General features: G+C 49.1%; 17 protein-coding genes and 1 tRNA gene. 7 read left to right on the plus strand and 11 right to left on the minus strand.

From position 1 onward, the window contains the following. Positions 1–5: 5 nt before the first annotated feature. The 6 genes from C7B65_RS19470 to C7B65_RS19495 form a co-directional block, all read right to left on the minus strand. Positions 6–911 (minus strand): ATP adenylyltransferase family protein, encoded by a 906-nt coding sequence (locus C7B65_RS19470; RefSeq protein WP_073074088.1) that lies wholly within the window; start codon positions 909–911, stop codon positions 6–8. A gap of 362 nt (positions 912–1273) precedes the next feature. Next, entirely contained in the window at positions 1274–1573 is a 300-nt protein-coding gene (locus C7B65_RS19475; RefSeq protein WP_073074087.1) for a ferredoxin, read from the minus strand. Positions 1574–1805: 232 nt separating this feature from the next. Beyond that, positions 1806–2762 (minus strand): prolyl aminopeptidase, encoded by a 957-nt coding sequence (gene pip / locus C7B65_RS19480; protein ID WP_073074086.1) that lies wholly within the window; start codon positions 2760–2762, stop codon positions 1806–1808. A gap of 164 nt (positions 2763–2926) precedes the next feature. Beyond that, positions 2927–4063 (minus strand): ABC transporter permease, encoded by a 1137-nt coding sequence (locus C7B65_RS19485; RefSeq protein WP_073074085.1) that lies wholly within the window; start codon positions 4061–4063, stop codon positions 2927–2929. Positions 4064–4092: 29 nt separating this feature from the next. Then, positions 4093–5232, minus strand: coding sequence for an AI-2E family transporter (locus tag C7B65_RS19490; RefSeq protein ID WP_073074084.1), 1140 nt, complete (start codon positions 5230–5232; stop codon positions 4093–4095). A 98-nt stretch (positions 5233–5330) separates the two neighbouring features. Further along, a complete protein-coding gene (locus tag C7B65_RS19495) occupies positions 5331–6161 on the minus strand; it encodes an Npun_R2479 family HD domain-containing metalloprotein (protein WP_073074083.1) in 831 nt (276 codons plus the stop codon). Between the two features lie 416 nt (positions 6162–6577). Between C7B65_RS19495 and C7B65_RS19500 the strand changes: the two genes are divergently transcribed. The 5 genes from C7B65_RS19500 (at position 6578) to C7B65_RS19520 (ending at position 13111) form a co-directional block, all read left to right on the plus strand. Continuing rightward, positions 6578–8029: an efflux RND transporter periplasmic adaptor subunit gene (locus C7B65_RS19500; RefSeq protein WP_073074082.1), complete on the plus strand. Its 1452-nt coding sequence runs from the start codon at positions 6578–6580 to the stop codon at positions 8027–8029. A 34-nt stretch (positions 8030–8063) separates the two neighbouring features. Further along, positions 8064–11162, plus strand: coding sequence for an efflux RND transporter permease subunit (locus C7B65_RS19505; protein WP_073074081.1), 3099 nt, complete (start codon positions 8064–8066; stop codon positions 11160–11162). A gap of 25 nt (positions 11163–11187) precedes the next feature. Then, positions 11188–11258 (plus strand) — tRNA-Gly (locus C7B65_RS19510). 94 nt (positions 11259–11352) lie between these two features. Beyond that, the gene (locus C7B65_RS19515) at positions 11353–11601 is read left to right on the plus strand and encodes a DUF4926 domain-containing protein (protein WP_073074116.1); all 249 of its coding nucleotides are present in this window, start codon (positions 11353–11355) and stop codon (positions 11599–11601) included. Positions 11602–12037: 436 nt separating this feature from the next. Next, the gene (locus C7B65_RS19520; protein WP_073074115.1) at positions 12038–13111 is read left to right on the plus strand and encodes a glycosyltransferase family 4 protein; all 1074 of its coding nucleotides are present in this window, start codon (positions 12038–12040) and stop codon (positions 13109–13111) included. 252 nt (positions 13112–13363) lie between these two features. Here the strand turns inward: C7B65_RS19520 and C7B65_RS19525 are convergent, their stop codons facing one another. The 3 genes from C7B65_RS19525 to C7B65_RS19535 form a co-directional block, all read right to left on the minus strand. Next, entirely contained in the window at positions 13364–13687 is a 324-nt protein-coding gene (locus tag C7B65_RS19525) for a hypothetical protein (RefSeq protein WP_073074080.1), read from the minus strand. Positions 13688–13848: 161 nt separating this feature from the next. Continuing rightward, positions 13849–14670, minus strand: coding sequence for an oxygen-dependent tRNA uridine(34) hydroxylase TrhO (trhO, locus tag C7B65_RS19530; protein WP_073074079.1), 822 nt, complete (start codon positions 14668–14670; stop codon positions 13849–13851). Positions 14671–15096: 426 nt separating this feature from the next. Beyond that, complete coding sequence (locus C7B65_RS19535) at positions 15097–16305, minus strand: M20 metallopeptidase family protein (protein WP_073074078.1); 1209 nt, start codon at positions 16303–16305, stop codon at positions 15097–15099. Positions 16306–16565: 260 nt separating this feature from the next. On the opposite strand from C7B65_RS19535, the gene C7B65_RS19540 reads away from it, so the two are divergent. Both C7B65_RS19540 and C7B65_RS19545 read left to right on the plus strand, forming a co-directional pair. After that, on the plus strand, positions 16566–16814 hold the full coding sequence (locus tag C7B65_RS19540; RefSeq protein ID WP_073074077.1) for a helix-turn-helix domain-containing protein: 249 nt from the start codon (positions 16566–16568) through the stop codon (positions 16812–16814). Positions 16815–16862: 48 nt separating this feature from the next. Further along, entirely contained in the window at positions 16863–17354 is a 492-nt protein-coding gene (locus C7B65_RS19545; protein ID WP_073074076.1) for a Tab2 family RNA-binding protein, read from the plus strand. A 187-nt stretch (positions 17355–17541) separates the two neighbouring features. On the opposite strand, the gene C7B65_RS19550 is transcribed toward C7B65_RS19545, so the two are convergent. Together C7B65_RS19550 and C7B65_RS29345 are read right to left on the minus strand one after the other, a co-directional pair. Then, on the minus strand, positions 17542–18165 hold the full coding sequence (locus tag C7B65_RS19550; RefSeq protein WP_219898658.1) for an RpnC/YadD family protein: 624 nt from the start codon (positions 18163–18165) through the stop codon (positions 17542–17544). Between the two features lie 9 nt (positions 18166–18174). After that, on the minus strand, positions 18175–18300 hold the full coding sequence (locus C7B65_RS29345) for a hypothetical protein (RefSeq protein WP_262983556.1): 126 nt from the start codon (positions 18298–18300) through the stop codon (positions 18175–18177). Between the last annotated feature and the right edge of the window lie 206 nt (positions 18301–18506).

The following is an 18506-nucleotide window of genomic DNA, read 5'->3' on the forward strand; positions in this document are numbered from 1 at the left end:
ATACGTTAATCTTTCTGCACTTCCACGTTAGCTACATCACATTGCACCGCGATCGACATCGCTACCTGAGTCAAAATCGTCATCGGTCGCTGATTTTTGAGCAGTTGCAGTTGAGCCTGATCGCGCACAAACAAGCTGCCTGCGAACCCTAAAGAATTGACGGATATTGACTCAAAACTTTCTCGCGATCGTGGCACCATCAACAGCCATTCTCGCGTCGCTAATAAGTTGTAGGCGGAACCTGCCTTTAAATTTAGCTGGTTAAGCAGCGTGTGATAACAAGCGATCGTCTCTTCAGCCGCCGGGTTAGGTTGCGCCCAATTCGATAATCGCATTAGGCCATGAGCAAATGGCAATTGTGGAATCGTTGCGATCGGGCCGTCAAACTCGGCTGAGGCTAACCAAGTGTCGATCGCGATCGCAGTTCCTGATAAAAGAGGCAATGGAATCAGTTGCAAATGTTTATGGCGTTGACTTGCGCCTGCATTCCTTCCAGCATTATAAAAAGCTAATCCGTCATATTCTGCTAGGCATATCCACAGCGCTAAAAAATCTTGCAGCGTCAACAAACTTTCTTGCTCTTCAAAAGCACGCGTAATAATCAACAAGTGATAATCTACGACATTAAATTTATTTAGCAAACACAAGTGGGTTTCTGATAAATCGGCAACAAACAAGTCTTCTTCATAGGGTAAAAAAGGATTAATCACCTCGCCAGAGATGATGGCTTTTTGCGCTTGCTGTTGGGCTGCTTTCTCCTTGCGCGTCAGATTTGCTAAGATTCGCACCAGAAAATGTACCCCGTCTTGCTCGACGATCTCATAGTTAGTCGGAATTGAGCGCAGCGCTCCGCAGTCTAAAGCGTGCTGCGTCTGTTCGATCACCCGTGCCCAAAGCGTTCCAGGTAGCATCAATCTGAGCAATAATGGCAGCTAAAACAACGTCAGTCCGACGAGTTTTTTCGCTTCGTTTTTCAGGGCTTCAGCCCCCTAAATCCCCCAATTCTAGGGGACTTCAAGCCCAGAATTTAGATTCAAAGTCCCCCAATTTTGGGGATTTAGGGGGCAGCCCGGATTTGCAACCGCAGCGAAAAGCTTCATCGAATTCACGTTAAAACAAAGCAGAAACACCAGCGCGGCGCTTCTGCGATCGAGCAAAACTCAGCGTCAATAGCGGCTTCTCAGGCATCTGAGTTGAATCACTTAAAAAATTGCCCCAAGACAAAGAGCGTGTGAGAAGCGGCAAAGCTCTCTATCTTGGGAGAAAGGACTTTTTAGTACAACTCCTCTTCTTGGTGCGTCATAATCGTGCAGTCAGAAGTGGGGTAAGCGACACAGGTCAGCACATAGCCCGCTTCGATTTGGTCGTCATCCAAGAAAGACTGATCAGATTGATCAACGGTACCCGCCGTGATTTTGCCAGCACAAGTAGAGCAAGCACCCGCCCGGCAAGAGTAAGGCAGATCCAAGCCCTGCTCTTCGGCAGCATCAAGAATGTACTCGTCTTCAGGAACGTCGATCGTGGTGTTTAGCCCTTCGGCTTCGTTAATCAGCGTGACTTTAAAAGTTGCCATTCGGTAGTCCTCTCTATAGTAGAAACGGCATTGAAGCCATTTGAAAGCGTAACTTTAGGCGTTGCCTGCAAAAGGCTTGCTTACTGAGTCAGTTCCAATTCTGATACTACGGGAAAACTTATGACTTAAAACCTACAATCCACCTCTGGGGTGAACGGGATTCGTAATAAATCTGGCCCATTTAATCTACTTATACTTATGGGACGGGAAAAAAAGGCTCAGAATGGGGGCTTCAAGGCTCAAAATCAAGCGCGAAACGATCGCTTGCCTCAATTAATGCGCTGCGAATCCCAGGTTCCATCATCGAGTGTCCAGCATTGGGAATAACGATCAACTCTGCATCCGGTAAAGCTTTGTGCAGATCCCAAGCAGAAGTCATGGGGCAGACGACATCATAGCGCCCCTGCACGATCGTGGTGGGCAAGTGTCGAATGCGATCGCAATTCTGCAAAAGTTGGTCGTCTGGCTCAAGAAAGCCTCGATTGATAAAGTAATGGCATTCAATGCGCGCAAAAGCATCGGCAAACTCGGCATCTGCAAATCGACCTTGCAATTCGGGGTCAGGAATCAGCTTGCTGGTAGTGCCTTCCCAAACTGACCAGGCACGAGCCGCTTCTTGACGAGTTTGAGCATTTTCGCTCGTTAGACGACGATAAAACGCCGCCAGCAAATCGGTGCGTTCCTCAACGGGAATTGGCTTGAGATAGTCTTCCCAGGCATCTGGAAATAAATAACTCGCGCCGTCTTGATAGAACCAGAGAATCTCCTTTCGCCGCAGCAAGAAAATGCCCCGCAAAATTAAGCCAAGACAGCGATCGGGGTGAGTTTGACTATAAGCCAGCGATAATGTGCTGCCCCAACTGCCCCCAGACACGACCCATTGAGGGATTTGGAGGTGCGATCGCAGAGCTTCAATATCTCTGACGAGATCCCAGGTGGTGTTCTCTCGAAGTTCGGCATTGGGAGTGCTGCGACCACAGCCCCGCTGGTCAAAAATCACAATGCGCCACTTTGTTGGGTCAAAATATTGTCGAAACACAGGCAGACTTCCGCCTCCGGGCCCACCGTGCAAAAACACAACTGGCTTGCCTTCTGGGTTTCCTGACTGCTCGAAATAGAGGGTGTGTAGATCAGATACTTGCAGTGTGCCTGACTGGTAGGGTTCTAGAGGAGGATAAAGCTCACGCATAAAACAGTTCAGTTATAAATCCAAAATTATTAAACATTGTTGAATAGCAGGATGATTTGGTATGGACAATCCCCCGCGGTTGCCCTCCGTCGGGGGTAGGCACGGGGGCGCTACCCCTACAGCCATTTCATTTCCTCATTCTGCAACGTCGATCGTCGCTTTGATCAGCGGTGCAAACTACGCGGATCGAGGGCATCCCGCAGCCCATCTCCCAACAGGTTAAACGCCAGAACCGTCAAAATAATCAGCAGTGCAGGGGGCCAAATCAGCCAGGGTTGCAGCACCAAAACCGAGGCATTGGTTGCCAGCGTCAACATATTTCCCCAAGATGGATCAGGCTGTTGAATTCCCAAGCCGATTAGACTCAACACCGACTCCGCCACAATAAAACTTGGGATCGCAAGCGTCGCCGAAATAATGATGTAAGTCGCTGTCTGAGGCAAAACGTGCCTAATGATGATGTAAAGAGGTCTGCCGCCCATCGCTCTTGCTGCCTGGACAAATTCTTGCTCTTTAATCGAGAGCACCTGTCCCCGAATCACCCGCGCCAACCCTGCCCAGCGAATAAATGACGTGATCAAAATAATCAGCAAAAACCGTTCAGCACTGGTCAAGCCAGGAGGCAACACCGCCGCCAACGCCACCAGCAGATAGATTTCGGGAATCGTCATCAACACTTCGACAAATCGCATCAGCACACTATCGAGCCAACCGCCCGCATAGCCAGAAATGCCACCGACCAACATGCCTAGCGGAAACGCGATCGCGATCCCCACCAGCCCAATACTCAAGCTCACCCGCCCGCCATAAACCAAGCGACTAAACTGATCTCGCGCCTGTTCATCCGTTCCCAATAGGTTAAATTTGCCCTCCCCATTCGTGCCAAACAGGTGCAGATTGCCAGAAATTCCGGGAAACAATTCGATCTCTTCAAACTTAGGATCGGTGAGTGAAAACTGAGTCGGCAACGGCAACCGAATCTGCAAAAAGCGATAGTCATCACCCTGCACAAGAAACCGAATCGGAGACGGCTTTGAACGATCGACCTTCAACTCACGCTCGCCCGTCTGCACATCGACCGCGCCTTGAGTCGTCGGATACACATGAGGGCCGATCAAGTTCCCGCCCTGATCACGCCAATAAACCTGGGTTGGTGGCAAGAGTGCCCCATCTGGTTGAGAGACATAAGGATCGTAGGGGGCAACAAACTCAGCCGCGATCGCTGACAGATAAAATACCAGCAGCAGCAGCGCGCCAAACTTTGCAAGCGGGTTTTTTCGGAGTCTTTTCCACCAGTCCATAAGAGAAGGGTTAGGGGTGAAGGGGTGCTTTAATGCTCTTTGCTCGTGACAATCAGCCGATCGTCTTCGGCATCGACTGAGAGCATGGGTTCTAGGATACTATTCTCCATCGCCTCCGAGAAGATAGAACCCGTTTGGGGCGGCAGTGTGGGATCGAGAATAATCTCGACGATCGTCCGAGTCACGCTGGTTAGCGGAATCGCTAAAATCACGCCTAATAGTCCTGCAACTCTAGCACCGATTAGCAGCGAGGTCAGAATAATCACCGGGCTAAACCCAGTTAGATTGCCCATGATCCGAGGAGCAATGAAATTATCTTTAACTTGCTGAAGGGCGATCGCGGCTCCTAAAGTTTGCAGCGCTAACCACCAGTCGATAAATGCCACGACAACGCAAACGGCGGCGATTCCCAGGGTTGCGCCGATAAACGGAATCACCTCCACCACACCGATAAAAACAGCAAACACTAAAAAGAACGGCACGTTGAGCCACCAAAATGCTATCGATAGCACGATTGCCATAAACAGCCCTAGCAGCAACTGCCCCGATGCAAATCGCTGTAAACTATCGCGGAGAGAATTAGTCAAGCGCTCTCTAATTTGGGGAGAAAAGATGCTCGTCAAGCCCGTCCAGATTTTTCCCCCATCTAGCAGCAAATAGAACGAGATCACCAGAATCAAAGTGAGGTCTAACACCCAGTTAAACGTGCCCAAGACCAACCCGATTCCCGTCGAGGCGATCGTTCTGGCCTGTCCTTGCACCTGGACAGAAAGCTGTTGTTCTAAGAAGGAGAGATCGAACCCAAAGTGACGAGCTGCGCTCCAGGCTTCTAGGTCATTTAACTGCTGCTGCCCCGACTCAATCAGCCCAGGGAGATTGGCAGTCAACTGCTGTGCCTGAGAGAGGATTGGGGGCGCGATCGTCACTGCCGCAAACCCTAACACCAGTCCGGCGAGCAAATAAACGACAGCAGCAGCGATCGGTCGAGGCAAAATGGGGTGCAATCGATCAACGGCATAGTTAAGCAAAAAGGCAATCAACCCAGCGGTCACCAAAACGCTAAGGAGTTCACCAAAGTAAGTGAGCGCGTTTAGGCTCAGCCAGCCTGTCACTAAGATCAGCAGCCAGGTGATTAAAAATTGCTGAATTGGAGAGAAAAAACGATCCATTGGCAGAGGCTTGGGTAGAAAGAATTGAGCGGCGAACGATCGCGCGGTTTGTGCTTCTATCCTATACTCTCTGCTGGTTTACTTAAGCTTAGTGGATTTCAGTCAGGCTCATGCTCGACTACAAAGACGTTGGAATATAGATTTGCAATAATCTGTTTGCCCTGCTGAGTTAGCGAAAGGTAATACAACGCATCTTTAATATAAGGATGAACGCCATGCCAGTAGAACTTGGGATAGTTTTTGCGAAGATCTCCGGGATGTTGGTAGCCTAAAGCTTTATTAACGCCCGTCTCCTCAAATTCGTAGTAGAGGGCACTAATTTTCTTTAAATAGCGGGGATCACTGAGTTGACCAATCAGATCCGAGGCGCGAATCAAACCTGGATAGTCGATCGTGTCCTGATGATCTTCTGCCGTCGGAATCGGGAAGCGCGTCAACTCAATGTTGCGTTTGACTAGCTCGGCATCAATTAATTTGTGCCCTCCAAAGCGTTCATCGATAAATAATTTGGCACGATCGACGTGATAGGGAGTCAGCGCCGCATCTGACGCACCCGCAGGAAGCCCCACTTTTGCGCCGTCTTTGCCAGTCGCATACAGTCCGTCGCTGTCTTGACGACACACGCCTTTGACATAGCCAATGTCGTGACAGACCAGCGAGATCACAAAATGCAGCCAATCTTCACACGAGACACCCCCTTGACGAATGTGGCGACCCCGCAGAATCTCTTGACCGACCAGCGTCACCAAAATCGAATGCTCAACGTTGTGATAGAGCGCGTCACTATTGGCAATATTTTCCATTGCCATCGACCCAACCCAGCCGATGATGTCTTCATAGTCAGACTTCCAGCCGCCGTAGGTGCGTCGGTAGCCATCTTTGAGCTTGGCAACAAAGTCATCAATTAAAAGTTCGGTGGCATTAAACATGAGGGGCACTCACCGCTGAACGACTGAAATCTATCTATTCTTCTCTTAATTGGAGCAATTTCCGTGAAATTTAGATTAACTTCCGGCGATCGGATGAATAAGCACTCTCACCCCAAACCCATCTCCCGCACGAGAGGGACTTCCAAACAATCTCTAGTTCCCTTTCCTGCGGGAGAGGGCTGCTTTTAGGCGATTTTAAGAAAGTCGTACATCGCATTTGACTCCCGGCGATCGAGTGACTCATCTGGAGGATGACAAGGCGATCGTGACTATCTTATCGTGGCTATTTTGCTATGGGTGATTTGAATGACTATTTAGCGTAAGAACATTTCGCGTACGTCATAATTAAGAAAGATATTTTAGATTTAGAGTTCTTTCACGTTAGATCGCCTAAAAAGGTTTGTAGAGGAAGCATCGTGCCATTAAATACCCTGACAGAATCTGATCCCCCTGAACCGCAGCAACCCCGCAATGCTCAATTTGATGATTCAGGGACGGGCGCTCCTGCTGCTCGTGGGCGTTTGGCAGGAACACGAGGCATCTTAGTCGGGGTGGGAATTGGCATGGCGATCGCTGCGGGTGGCATGACGCTGCTCTCGCAATCTAACAAGCCTGCGGCGGCTCCGGTGGCAGAGACGCAAAGTACTCCAGTCGCGGGTCAGAGCGTGGGTGTAGAGACGGCAAAGTTGGCATTTGTGCCGAAAACCTTTAGCGCTACTGGCAGCGTCGATGCTCAAAATTGGGTGCAGGTTACGCCCCAGGCAACGGGTGTGCAGATTCAACAAATTTTGGTGAATGAGGGAGACACGGTTCAGACGGGGCAGGCGATCGCCGTTCTAGACAGTTCTGTCTTGCAAGATCAATTAAATGAAGCGAAAGCGCAGTTGAGTTCGGCTCAGGCGCAATTCAGTTCGGCTCAGGCACAGTTAAATTCGGCTCAGGCGCAAGTGGCATCCAATCGCTCGATCGTGCAGCAAAAAGAGGCAGTGCTTAAACAGCAGAGGGCAGTATTGGCAGAAGCTGAGAGCAATCTGAGACGCTATCAAGGTCTGCGAAACGATGGCGTAATCAGCAGTCAAGATTTAGAGTCGCGCACCACGTCAGCGACCACTGCACGAGAAGCGATCAGCGTCGCACAATCCAATATCAGCAGCGCTCAAGCGGATGTGGCAAAGGCTCAAGCAGGGGTAAACCAGGCTCAAGCGGGGGTGACACAAGCTCAAGCCGGAATTGATACGAATCGGACGCGCATTCAACAGCTTGAGACTAAGATTGCTCAAACCACAGTGCGATCGCCTGCAAGTGGCATTTTGTCCAAGCGCAACCCCAACGATCAGAAAACAGCCGTTGCTAGAGTGGGCGAACTGACGGGATCGAATCCCCTATTTTATATTGTCCGAAATAGTTCGCTACAGCTTCAAGTGAACATACCTGAAAATCTGCTTTCGCAAGTGAGAGTGGGCGAACCTGCCAAGATCACGTCTGATGCCGATAAGCGGATTAATGTTCAGGGTCGGGTGCGAGAGGTGGAGCCTGTGATCAATCAGCAGACTCGTCAAGCCACCGTCAAGATTGACCTACCCGAAAGTGGGCTGTTGAAACCTGGTATGTTTTTACGATCGAACATCGTGACTCAAAAAGTTCAGGCGGTGGTCGTTAGCGAGAGAGCGGTGGTGTCAGAGGCAGATGGTCGCAAAATTGTCTATGTCTTAGACGGTGAAGATATCGCCCGCGCTAAACCCGTCGAAACTGGCGATCGTAATAATGGACAAATTGTGATCACAAATGGCATTAACCCTGACGATCGCGTAGTGGTCGCAGGTGCAGGATTTGTCAAAGATGGCGATCGCGTGACCGTTGCTAAATAATCTGATCTCTGAAACCTGAAATTTGTCTTTCGCTATGTCTTTTAATATTTCTGCCTGGTCAATTCGCAATCCAGTTCCTACGATCGTTCTGTTTGTCATTTTGACGTTAGCAGGACTGATCGCTTTCCCATTCTTAGGGATTAACGATAATCCCAACGTAGACGTTCCAACTGTGACGGTTACGGTTACTCAACCAGGGGCAGATCCTTCAGAGTTAGAATCGCAAATCACGAGGAAAGTTGAGGATGCAGTTGCGAGTTTAGGCAACATTGATGACATTACTTCAACCGTTAACGATGGCGTTTCTAATACTGTCATCAACTTTGTGTTGGGGACGAATACCGATCGCGCCACCAACGATGTTAGAAATGCAGTCTCTCAGATTCGGCAAAACTTACCGCAAGACATTAACGAGCCTGTAGTCAAACGAGTTGAATTTGCGAGTGGTGGGCCGATCACTACCTATGCTGTTTCATCTGATCAACGATCGGTAGCAGAACTGAGCAATCTGGTCGATCAAACGATTAGCCGAGCCGTGTTAGCGGTGCCCGGAGTCGCGCAAATTCAGCGAGTCGGCGGAGTTGATCGCGAAATTCGGGTTAATTTGAACCCCGATCGTCTACAAGCTCTGGGCATCACCGCCACGCAAGTAAACGACCAAGTACGCACCTTTAACACCAACCTTTCGGGCGGGCGGGGCAACGTCGGCGGCAGCGAACAAAGCATTCGCACGTTAGGCAGTAGCGACAGTGTGCAGACGCTCCAAGACCTGCAAATTACTCTACCGCAAGGCAGCTTTGCCCCGCTCTCTAGTTTAGGAACAGTCACAGATGGGACGGCAGACCCGCGCAAAATTGCTCGACTAAACAATCAGCCTGCGGTTGTCTTTTCGGTCTTGCGGAGTTCGGGCACCACGCTAGTTTCAGTCGAAGAAGCGGTGCGGGCTGCTCTGGATAAATTGCAAACTACGCTGCCTCAAGACATCAAATTGAGGCTGATTAATAATGTGCAGGCAGACTATATTCGGGAGTCGTTTACGGCCTCGGTTGATGCCGTTCTCTTTGGTGCAGGCTTGGCGATCGTGACAATTTGGCTATTCTTGCGAGATTGGCGGGCGACGTTAATCACGGCGGTGGCGCTGCCTTTGTCACTGATTCCCACGTTTATCGTCATGAAAGTGATGGACTACACGCTGAACGATCTGACGCTATTGGGGTTAGCCCTCGTCGTCGGAATTTTGGTCGATGACGCGATCGTAGAAATTGAAAATATCGAACGTCACATGCAGATGGGCAAATCAGCCTATCGAGCCGCGATCGATGCCTCTGATGAGATTGGGTTAGCGGTGGTTGCCACCACGTTTACGATCGTCGCCGTGTTTGGCCCCGTTGCCTTTATGACGGGCATCACCGGACAGTTTTTCCGTCCATTTGGCATCACTGTGGCGGCATCAGTTCTGTTCTCACTGCTGGTTGCGCGGATGGTCACGCCTTTAATGGCAGCTTATCTGATGAAAGACCACGCCAAAGCCCCTAAAGAAGATCGCCTTTCTGCTCAATATCGGCGTTTGCTCACCTGGTCGATTAAACATCGGTTAGTAACTTTAGCCGTTGCGATCGCGTTTCTGGTATTCAGCTTGAGTTTGGTTCCCAGAATCCCGGTTGGGCTGTTCTCAAATGCCGATGTGAGTTTGTCAACCATCTCACTGCAATTGCCACCCGGCTCGACCATTGAAGACACCGATCGAGCCACTCAACAGTTGACCACTTTGCTGCTACAACATCCCGCTGTTGAGGGAGTGCAAACGAGCGAAGCCGTCGCCAAATCAACTCTCTACGCTAAACTCAAGCCCAAATCAGAGCGGAAGATGACTCGCAAAGAGTTTGAAGATCAGATTCGTCCTGTATTTGCTCAAGTTGCGGGGGCGCGAATTAGCTTTGTCAAAGGAGGTCCGGGTGGTGGCTCGAAAGAAGTGTCGATCGTGCTGAAGAGTGAAAATCCGGCAGCGTTGACTCAAGCGGCAAACGAGCTAGAAAAGCAGATGCGCCAAGTCACAGGATTGGTTGAAGTTACGTCGGGTGCCAGTTTGGTAAAGCCAGAAATTTTGATTACGCCTGACCCCGCACGAGCCGCCGACCAAGGCATCACCGTTCAGCAAATTGCCCGAACTGCAAACCTGGCAACGCTAGGAGACTTTGATGCCAACTTAGCAAAGTTTGACTTGCCCGATCGTCAAATTCCGATCCGGGTGCAGCTCGACCCGAAATCGCGCAACAACATTGAGACGATTAAAAGTCTGCAAATTCAAAATAAAAGTGGAACGTTAGTGCCATTACAAACCGTTGCGGATATTAGCTTTGGCAGTGGCCCTTCTCAAATCGATCGCTACAACCGATCGCGCAATATCTCAGTCGAAGCCAACCTAAAAGGTTTAGCACTCGGCGACGCACTCGCCAAAATCAATCAGCTACCGATCTTAAAATCGCTCCCGGCGGGTGTGACGCGAGAAAACTTCGGGAATGCTAAGATTCTCGCCCAAGTGTTTGGCAACTTTGGCGGCGCGCTGCTGGCGGCAGTTGTGTTTATCTACGCAGTGTTGGTGTTGCTGTTTAACGATTTTCTGCATCCCATCACAATTATGGTGGCGTTGCCATTCTCGATCGGGGGTGCCATGCTCGGCTTACTCCTCACTCATAAAGAACTTGGACTGATTGCCATCATTGGCGTAGTTTTGCTGCTGGGTCTGGTGACAAAAAACTCGATTTTGCTAGTAGATTACGCTTTGATTAACCAGAGAGAAGGGAAGTCTACGTATCACGCTGTCATTGATTCTGGAGTCGCGAGATTGCGTCCGATTTTGATGACCACGATCGCGATGATTGCAGGCATGATTCCGATCGCGTTGGGCATTGGGGCAGGTTCTGAGTCGAGAAGTCCGATGGCGATCGCCGTGATTGGCGGTCTACTGACTTCAACTCTGCTGACACTGGTGGTGGTTCCGGTGATCTTTACTTACATCGATCGTTTGCAAGTCGCCATTTTTGGAAAGTTACTCAAAGGCCCGATGAAACGGCGGTCAGAAGATGCGATCGGGGCAGATGGTCGATCGGGCGGTCTTTCTGCTCACAAGTAGAGGTATAATGGCTAGATAACTAGTCGCGGGTATAGTTTAGTGGCAAAATGAATGCTTCCCAAGCATTAGTTGCGAGTTCGATTCTCGCTACCCGCTTAATCAAAGTTTATAGTTTTTTGAGATCTGTTCGTCTGGCTCACTTATCTCATGCTGATTCCAAACGCAGAATGTGATGTTGGAGATGATTAACATGACTACTAAGACTATCAGTTTGTTAGAGGTAGTAGCCCTAACAGCCGATCTTCCTGAGTATAGTTTGCGGCGTGGACAAGTCGGCACAGTAGTTGAAACGTTGGCAAATGGTACAGCATTTGAGGTTGAATTTAGCGATCGCAACGGACGAACTTATGAGTCTGTAGGATTACACCCAGAACAGATCATGGTGCTGCATTTTGAACCAGCTTCACCAGATATTGAACCAGAAATTGTCAAGGCGTAAGCAGCACAACAACGCCGTGTAGCCGATCGCTTGAATCCCTTCATTGTCAAGCGATCGCCCCTATCTAGGCTACGAGTCTGGCAATAGTCCACAATTTCATTCAAGTCATGGCTAGCTTCTACGGAGATGAGGAATCTGGGCATTCCTTCGCCTCGCGTGCTTGGTTCAGTTTTGCTTGCAGTTGGGCGATTACGATTTCCCCATCCAAGACTTCACCAAGAAAATTTGCCTGCTTGAACCTGTGCCTGGATAAATTGCTCGTGTTCGGGCTTGAGTATAATACTCATGGCTTAAAGAATCGGGTTAGAACCATCATGAACAATCGTCAACTATTCTTGAGTGACATCAAACCTTCCTATCTCCGCAGCCAGATGCGTCTTAGCAGAGAAATCTACGACAATTGGCGCAACTAAGCTTAATAAATATGGAGGTTCCTATGCGAATCGCTCAGATTGCTCCCTTGTGGGAGAGCGTACCTCCCCCTGCTTACGGGGGGGCTGAGTTGGTCGTTAGCCTGTTGACCGATGAGTTGGTGCAGCGCGGACACGATGTAACGTTATTTGCGTCAGGTGACTCTGTGAGCCTTGCTCAGTTAGAGGCAATTCATCCTCGTGCATTGCGGCTTGACCCTAATGTTAAAGAGCATCCGATCTATGAGATGCTACAACTCGGTCATGTCTATCAGAGGGCGCAAGAGTTTGATATTATTCATTCTCACATTGGTTGTGCCGCTCTGCCCTGTTCGCCTTTGGTCAAAACTCCAACGCTACACACCCTGCACGGCTCGTTTTCGATCGACAACGAAAAGCTGTTTACTCATTTTCGCGATCAGCCCTACGTCAGTATTTCAAACACTCAGCGCGAACCGAGGCTGGGGCTGAATTATATCGCAACCGTTTATAACGGAATTAACCCGGCAGCACACAAATTTTATCCTGAGCCAGATGGGTCACCTTATCTGGCTTTTTTAGGGCGAATTTCTCCTGAAAAAGGCCCGCACCTAGCGATCGAGATTGCCAAACGATCAGGCTGGCACCTCAAAATGGCGGGCAAAATCGATCGGGTCGATGTCGATTATTTTGAGCAAGAAATTAAGCCCCACATTGACGGCAAGCAAATCGAATATTTAGGCGAAGCCAATCACGTTCAAAAAAACATCTTGATGGGCAATGCAGTGGCAACCCTATTTCCGATCACTTGGCAAGAACCCTTCGGACTTGTGATGATCGAGTCGATGGTCGCCGGAACGCCCGTGATTGCCCTAGAGCTTGGTTCAACGTCTGAAATTATTGTTGACGGCAAGACCGGGTTTCTCTGTCAAAACGTGGATGAATGTATTCATGCAGTTAAGAAAGTGCATGATCTCGATCGCAATGCCTGCCGTGATCATGTCGTTAATTACTTTGGTGTAAAACAAATGACCGATGGTTATGAGGCAGTCTATCAACAACTTTTAGCAGAACGCTTTTCTAAGAACGGACGCGCTCACCAATATGTAGGCATCAGGTAACTCACTCAACAACACGAATTTAGAAAAAGTAGCAACGGATGAACAGTTAGCAAGGTCATGGCAGTGCTGTGCCCCCACAAGAATCTGTCGCACTTATTGATTAAATAGGTGAAGCTCAATTCTATGAATTAAGAGCAGACACTTAGTAAATGCTTTAGAGATAGCTACTCTGAAGGCCACTAACTTGCTGCTCTTAATCCAGACTATATGCTAAAGATAACGATCGTGAAAAGAATCTAGAATCGCTAGAATCTATGTGAGAGAACTGCCCGCTTGGGAGAGAAGTTGCCCCAACTGTTGCAGTTTAGACATTGCATCACCACTTGCGGTTCCGCCAGCAGCAGCGGTTTGAGCGCCCAGATCAGAAAGAAGTTCACCGATCGCGGCACCACTCATGCCTTTGCCCTCAAGCGCCATTTTTAATTCACCCAGCGTTTCTGCGATTTCGGTGCCTTGCAACTGAGACTGCCAGCTTTCGATCGTGCTGATCACCGCTTCAGGAGGCAAGGATGTAATTCCACTTTGTAGGGCAGCGATCGTGGAATCTAAATCAACGGTTTGAGTCATATCAGCCATATCAGCCTTCCTTTTTTATCGTGAACGTTTGACAAGTTGCTTAGGAATTTGCAACTCAGAATCACCCTTACACCTAGCTTGATTCTTCTTTACACAACTCTTCAATTCGTCAGCCGAAGGAGAGATATCCGCTCATCGGCAACTGTGTTCAATGAGGCTGGTTAGCGGCTCGATCGATCGCTACAATAGGGGCACAAAACTTCTGATTGATTAGCTGTCTGATCAGCTTCAGAAATGGGATGACCACAGTCGCGCCGTAGCTCAAACGATCCATCAGTCACCCCTTGAATAACGGCGACTCGCTGATCAAACACAAAGCATTCTCCTTGCCATAAACTTTGATCGTCGGGCACTTTTTCGAGATAGTTGAGAATGCCGCCTTGCAGGTGATAGACCTCTTCAAACCCTTCGGAGAGCATAAAAGCCGACGCTTTCTCACAGCGAATTCCACCTGTGCAAAACATGGCGATTTTTTTGTGCTGGCTGGGGTCAAGCTGCGATCGCACATAGTCAGGAAACTGACGAAAGGATTGTGTTTGCGGATCAAGGGCCCGATCGAAGGTGCCAATTCCGACTTCAAACCGATTGCGGACATCGATGACGGTCACGTCTGGATCAGAAATCAGCGCATTCCACTCAGACGGGCTAACGTAAGTTCCGACTTGCTGACTGGGGTCGATTTCTGGCATCCCCAACGTCACAATTTCTTTTTTTAGCTTTACCTTGATGCGATCGAAGGGCTGCGACTCGGTATCAGACTCTTTAATCTCTAAGTCTGCTAACTGAGGATCGGCTTTGAGAAATGCCAAGACAGTATCAACTGCATGACGGCTTCCGGCGATCGTGCCATTAATGCCTTCTTCTGCCAGCAAAATGGTTCCTTTTACCCCGTGGGTTAAGCAACACGACAGCAAAGGATTTCTGATCTCGACCCAGTTATAAAGCCGCACAAACTTATAAAAGGCTGCTACGACTTGGGGCATACTCTATCCACTCCTAAAGGCGTATTTCATCATACGACAGTCGATCGCGAGAGGGTACGGCAGTGCCAGGCCCCTACTGTGCCCTCTCGCACTGTCGCGTAAATCAGATTGATATTAACTGATGACAGCGTACTCTTAACTCATGATAAACAACAACAAATTATGCAATATTCTTGTTTAGCAATAAAAAACCGACAGTTTTCATAAGAAATCCGTCGGTCAGTCGTGTGTTCCCTGTTGATGACTCGGCTAAAGTTGAGTCCTGTACAGTATGTCTGTCAGATGACTCACCTTTAGCGATCTCGATCACATAATAAAATGATCACAATCACAAGGCGAGTTTAAAAGTTACCAAACCCTTACAGAAGAAAGGTCGTGCCACTACCTGGATCGATTGCACAAATCAAATTGGTATAACTTCCCGCGCTATTGGCAGAATTTTTCGACGCAGCGCACAAAGAGTTCGACACCCGTGCTGAGAGCAGTTTCGTCAAAATCAAAGCGAGGATGATGATGGGGATAGTCTAATCCTTTCTCAGCGTTAGCAGACCCTAAAAAGAAATAACAGCCCGGAACCGCTTGTAGGAAAAATGACATGTCTTCACCGCCCATTGTTTGACAGTTAGGAACGATTCCTAAAGGGGACTCGATGACAGTTTCAGCCACCGATCGCACCAAGTCAGCGATCGCGCAATCGTTAATCACAGGCGGATAGAGTTTCTCATAATTCAATTCATAGTGTGCCCCATGACTGTGACAGATTCCGGCGATCACTTGCTCAAGGCGTGGGGCAAAATAATCGCCATATTTGGGGTTGAAATAACGAACAGTGCCTTTGAGTCGAGCCGTATCAGCAATGACGTTGCAAGCAGTTCCGGCGTGAAATTCGCCGATCGTCACGACCGCAGATTCGATCGGGTCAATATTTCGCGCCACGATTGTTTGCAGGGCATTCACCACTTGCGAGGCAACCACGATCGAGTCAATGGTTTGTTGCGGGATTGCGCCGTGTCCCCCTTTGCCAAAAATAGTGCAGCTAAACGTCTCGACGGCTGCCATCAACGCCCCCGATCGAATGCCTGCCATTCCTAACGGCAATTGGTTCCACAGATGCAGCCCAATGATCGCATCGACATCAGGATTTTTGAGCACCCCAGCCTTTACCATTGGCAGCGCGCCCCCTGGGCCTTCCTCGGCAGGTTGAAAAATAAGTTTGACGGTGCCAGCAAAGTCACGATTTTGTGACAAATAACGAGCGGTGCCGAGCGCGATCGTCGTGTGTCCATCGTGACCGCAGGCGTGCATAACTCCATCGTGCTGCGATTTGTAGGGCACCTCATTTTCTTCTTGAATCGGCAGCGCATCCATATCTGCCCGAATCGCCAAAACCTTACCCGGACGGTTGCCATGAATCGTCGCGACCACTCCAGTCTCGGCAATTTGGGTTTGATGATCAACGCCCCATTCTTGAAGTTTTTGGGCGACAAATTGTGAGGTCAGTCGCTCACGAAAGCCTAGTTCGGGGCGTTGATGCAGAGTTCTGCGCCACTCGACCAACTGAGGATGCAATGCCTGGATGTCTGGACGAATCCGAGATGAGTCGATCGCAGACGGATTCGCAAAAGTGGAAACCATAGATCAATACAATTTTTGAGTGAACGATCAGCGTTGCTTAGTCAACTCGTAACTCGCCTATTTTTTAATTCTAAAGCTTATTTTGGCTTCAATCTTTAACGCCCAAACTCCCTAAAAATCTTATTGACTAAAACGAAGTATCGAAAAATTTAGCGGTTTGTTTGTTTGCCCGTATCACCGCTAATTCTCTATCAACGCAATAAGAATGTTGGTAACTACAACCATTTACTTTGCTATGAGCCTCTGACACGATCGAGATTATGGGAAAAGCAGGAAAGGCGCTTAGGCAAGTGCTGGCTACCTACAACATTAACCAGAATCGATTGGCGGTGACGATGGGAATCAACCGTTCAACCGTTCACCAATGGGTAAATGAAATCAGTGACCCGCTCGCAGAAGCCGTGACTGAGATGATCAAAGCCTTGGGCAAAATTGATGAAGCTGCCGCCAAAGATTTTATTGATCTCTATTTAGAACGCAACTTACAGCAAAACGACAGCGCCCACTGAACGGTAGAGTGTGAAGGGTAGAATTGTTGATTCTGTCTTTTTCAATCTATGAGAAACCCTCCTCAACCGTTGCCCGAAAATCTTTGGGGTGAACGCTGGCGATTTGCTTCTTTGTCTGCGATCGAGCTTTCTGAAGCCTTTACAGGACGGTTAATTCCAGTGATCGAGATGCCCGATGATCTCGCACCGATCAAGTTAGGAATCGCCTCAGACGTGGCAGTGCCAGGCGTGGTGATTGATGGCGGACGGCGATCGCTGCAACTCGCTCGATGGCTGCAAGCGGCGCGTCCGATCTCGTTGATGGCGATCGCGGGGGCACCCGATGGGTTGATCTTGGAAGCTGGGGAAGCCGATCGCTGGATTGTTGCCACTTTCGACGATCCTGAAGTCAGATCTGCCGCCCAACTCTATGAACAGCGCAAACAAGCGAGCAAAGGTCTGCATTTTCTGCTGGTGCAACCCGACGACTCAGGAATGACTTACACCGGGGTTTGGTTGTTGAAACATCAAGACTCTAACATTCTGTCAAAGCTGGATTAATGGTCTAGGAAATTTGCAACTTTGGGGCGATCGCATCTAAAACTTATTGGCGATCGGATCTGACGAGCTAACGGCTAAAGTGAGCGGCGGTAAGAGAACTAGAACGAAGCGCGAAGTCTCTGTACCGTCTGCTCCACTGTTTTGTTATGCCGCTTCTTCACGATCAACTTCCCGGACATGAACAACTCTAGCTTTGCACGGAGTCGTTGAGTTGCTGTTGAAGTTGCTGGACTGCTTCGATCGATAATCCAGTGCCACGAGCAACGGTTTCAACAGATACGCCTTCTCGCAGAAGATTGAGTGCGATTGCTCGATCCCTTTCTTGCTGAATCGAACGGTAAATGACAGATTCTTGCATAATGTCCCTTTGTACCAAACGATAAATTACATCTTGCTCTAATCTTAACCCAGCCAAAATCGCTGACGCTGCCATCAAATTTGCTTGTGTTGTTGGATCTTCAATCTGATCCACAATTTGCGTGACTTGCCGCAAAATGCCTTCTGGACTCTCACTCTGTCCCAACGTTGCAAACGGCAATAATCCAGGATATTGCAGGAAAAGTGAGACAGGCTGCTCCCAGAGCCGAATCACATCAAACTCATGACGGGTGCGCTCCAGTTCGTAGCTCGTTTGATAAGCCAGTTCAGAGGTGGTGGGCTTGAGATAAATGACCACTTGTCGCATCGGTTTCCCTTTGTAGCGCCGCTGTCCTCGAACGCGATAATCCAGCATCCGAAATGGAATTTCCTGCTTCGGTAACGTTTGGAATTTGATGTGCAGGATAGACTCTTCCGACTGAAGCAGAATCATGGCATCGGCTCAAATCGGATCGAGGGAGAGTTCGGAGGGTTGAATCTCTGTCAGGGTGACAGGTGTTCCGAGCAGCCAACTGGCGAAGTCGGCTGAGAAGTGTTCGGCAAGGAATCGGCAGGTGTCATCGTACATAGAAATAGTAAGATTGTACGCCCTATGATGCCGATTTAATTTTCAGAAAACCCAAAGTTTGATGAATGATGATTACGAGTGATCGCCTTTACCGGCTTGTACAGAATTGCCGTCTCTTAAGTACAGTACTCCGGGTGCGATTCGTTGAGTGACGAAATACGGTAACCAGTCCGTCCATAATCACTCCAGCCAAGACTCCTAAGTCT

The organism is Phormidesmis priestleyi ULC007, from assembly GCF_003003695.1.
In the GTDB taxonomy this organism is placed as follows: Bacteria; Cyanobacteriota; Cyanobacteriia; order Leptolyngbyales; family Leptolyngbyaceae; genus Phormidesmis_A; species Phormidesmis_A priestleyi_A.

Bases quoted from the DNA above. Each gene is read 5' to 3' on its own strand.
- C7B65_RS19475 (WP_073074087.1), bottom strand. From the start codon at position 1,573: ATGGCAACTTTTAAAGTCACGCTGATTAACGAAGCCGAAGGGCTAAAC.
- trhO (WP_073074079.1), bottom strand. From the start codon at position 14,670: ATGCCCCAAGTCGTAGCAGCCTTTTATAAGTTTGTGCGGCTTTATAAC.
- C7B65_RS19505 (WP_073074081.1), top strand. From the start codon at position 8,064: ATGTCTTTTAATATTTCTGCCTGGTCAATTCGCAATCCAGTTCCTACG.
- C7B65_RS19545 (WP_073074076.1), top strand. From the start codon at position 16,863: ATGAGAAACCCTCCTCAACCGTTGCCCGAAAATCTTTGGGGTGAACGC.
- C7B65_RS19490 (WP_073074084.1), bottom strand. From the start codon at position 5,232: ATGGATCGTTTTTTCTCTCCAATTCAGCAATTTTTAATCACCTGGCTG.
- C7B65_RS19540 (WP_073074077.1), top strand. From the start codon at position 16,566: ATGGGAAAAGCAGGAAAGGCGCTTAGGCAAGTGCTGGCTACCTACAAC.
- C7B65_RS19520 (WP_073074115.1), top strand. From the start codon at position 12,038: ATGCGAATCGCTCAGATTGCTCCCTTGTGGGAGAGCGTACCTCCCCCT.
- C7B65_RS19525 (WP_073074080.1), bottom strand. From the start codon at position 13,687: ATGGCTGATATGACTCAAACCGTTGATTTAGATTCCACGATCGCTGCC.
- C7B65_RS19470 (WP_073074088.1), bottom strand. From the start codon at position 911: ATGCTACCTGGAACGCTTTGGGCACGGGTGATCGAACAGACGCAGCAC.
- C7B65_RS29345 (WP_262983556.1), bottom strand. From the start codon at position 18,300: ATGTACGATGACACCTGCCGATTCCTTGCCGAACACTTCTCAGCCGAC.
- C7B65_RS19495 (WP_073074083.1), bottom strand. From the start codon at position 6,161: ATGTTTAATGCCACCGAACTTTTAATTGATGACTTTGTTGCCAAGCTC.
- C7B65_RS19550 (WP_219898658.1), bottom strand. From the start codon at position 18,165: ATGATTCTGCTTCAGTCGGAAGAGTCTATCCTGCACATCAAATTCCAA.
- C7B65_RS19515 (WP_073074116.1), top strand. From the start codon at position 11,353: ATGACTACTAAGACTATCAGTTTGTTAGAGGTAGTAGCCCTAACAGCC.
- C7B65_RS19485 (WP_073074085.1), bottom strand. From the start codon at position 4,063: ATGGACTGGTGGAAAAGACTCCGAAAAAACCCGCTTGCAAAGTTTGGC.
- pip (WP_073074086.1), bottom strand. From the start codon at position 2,762: ATGCGTGAGCTTTATCCTCCTCTAGAACCCTACCAGTCAGGCACACTG.
- C7B65_RS19535 (WP_073074078.1), bottom strand. From the start codon at position 16,305: ATGGTTTCCACTTTTGCGAATCCGTCTGCGATCGACTCATCTCGGATT.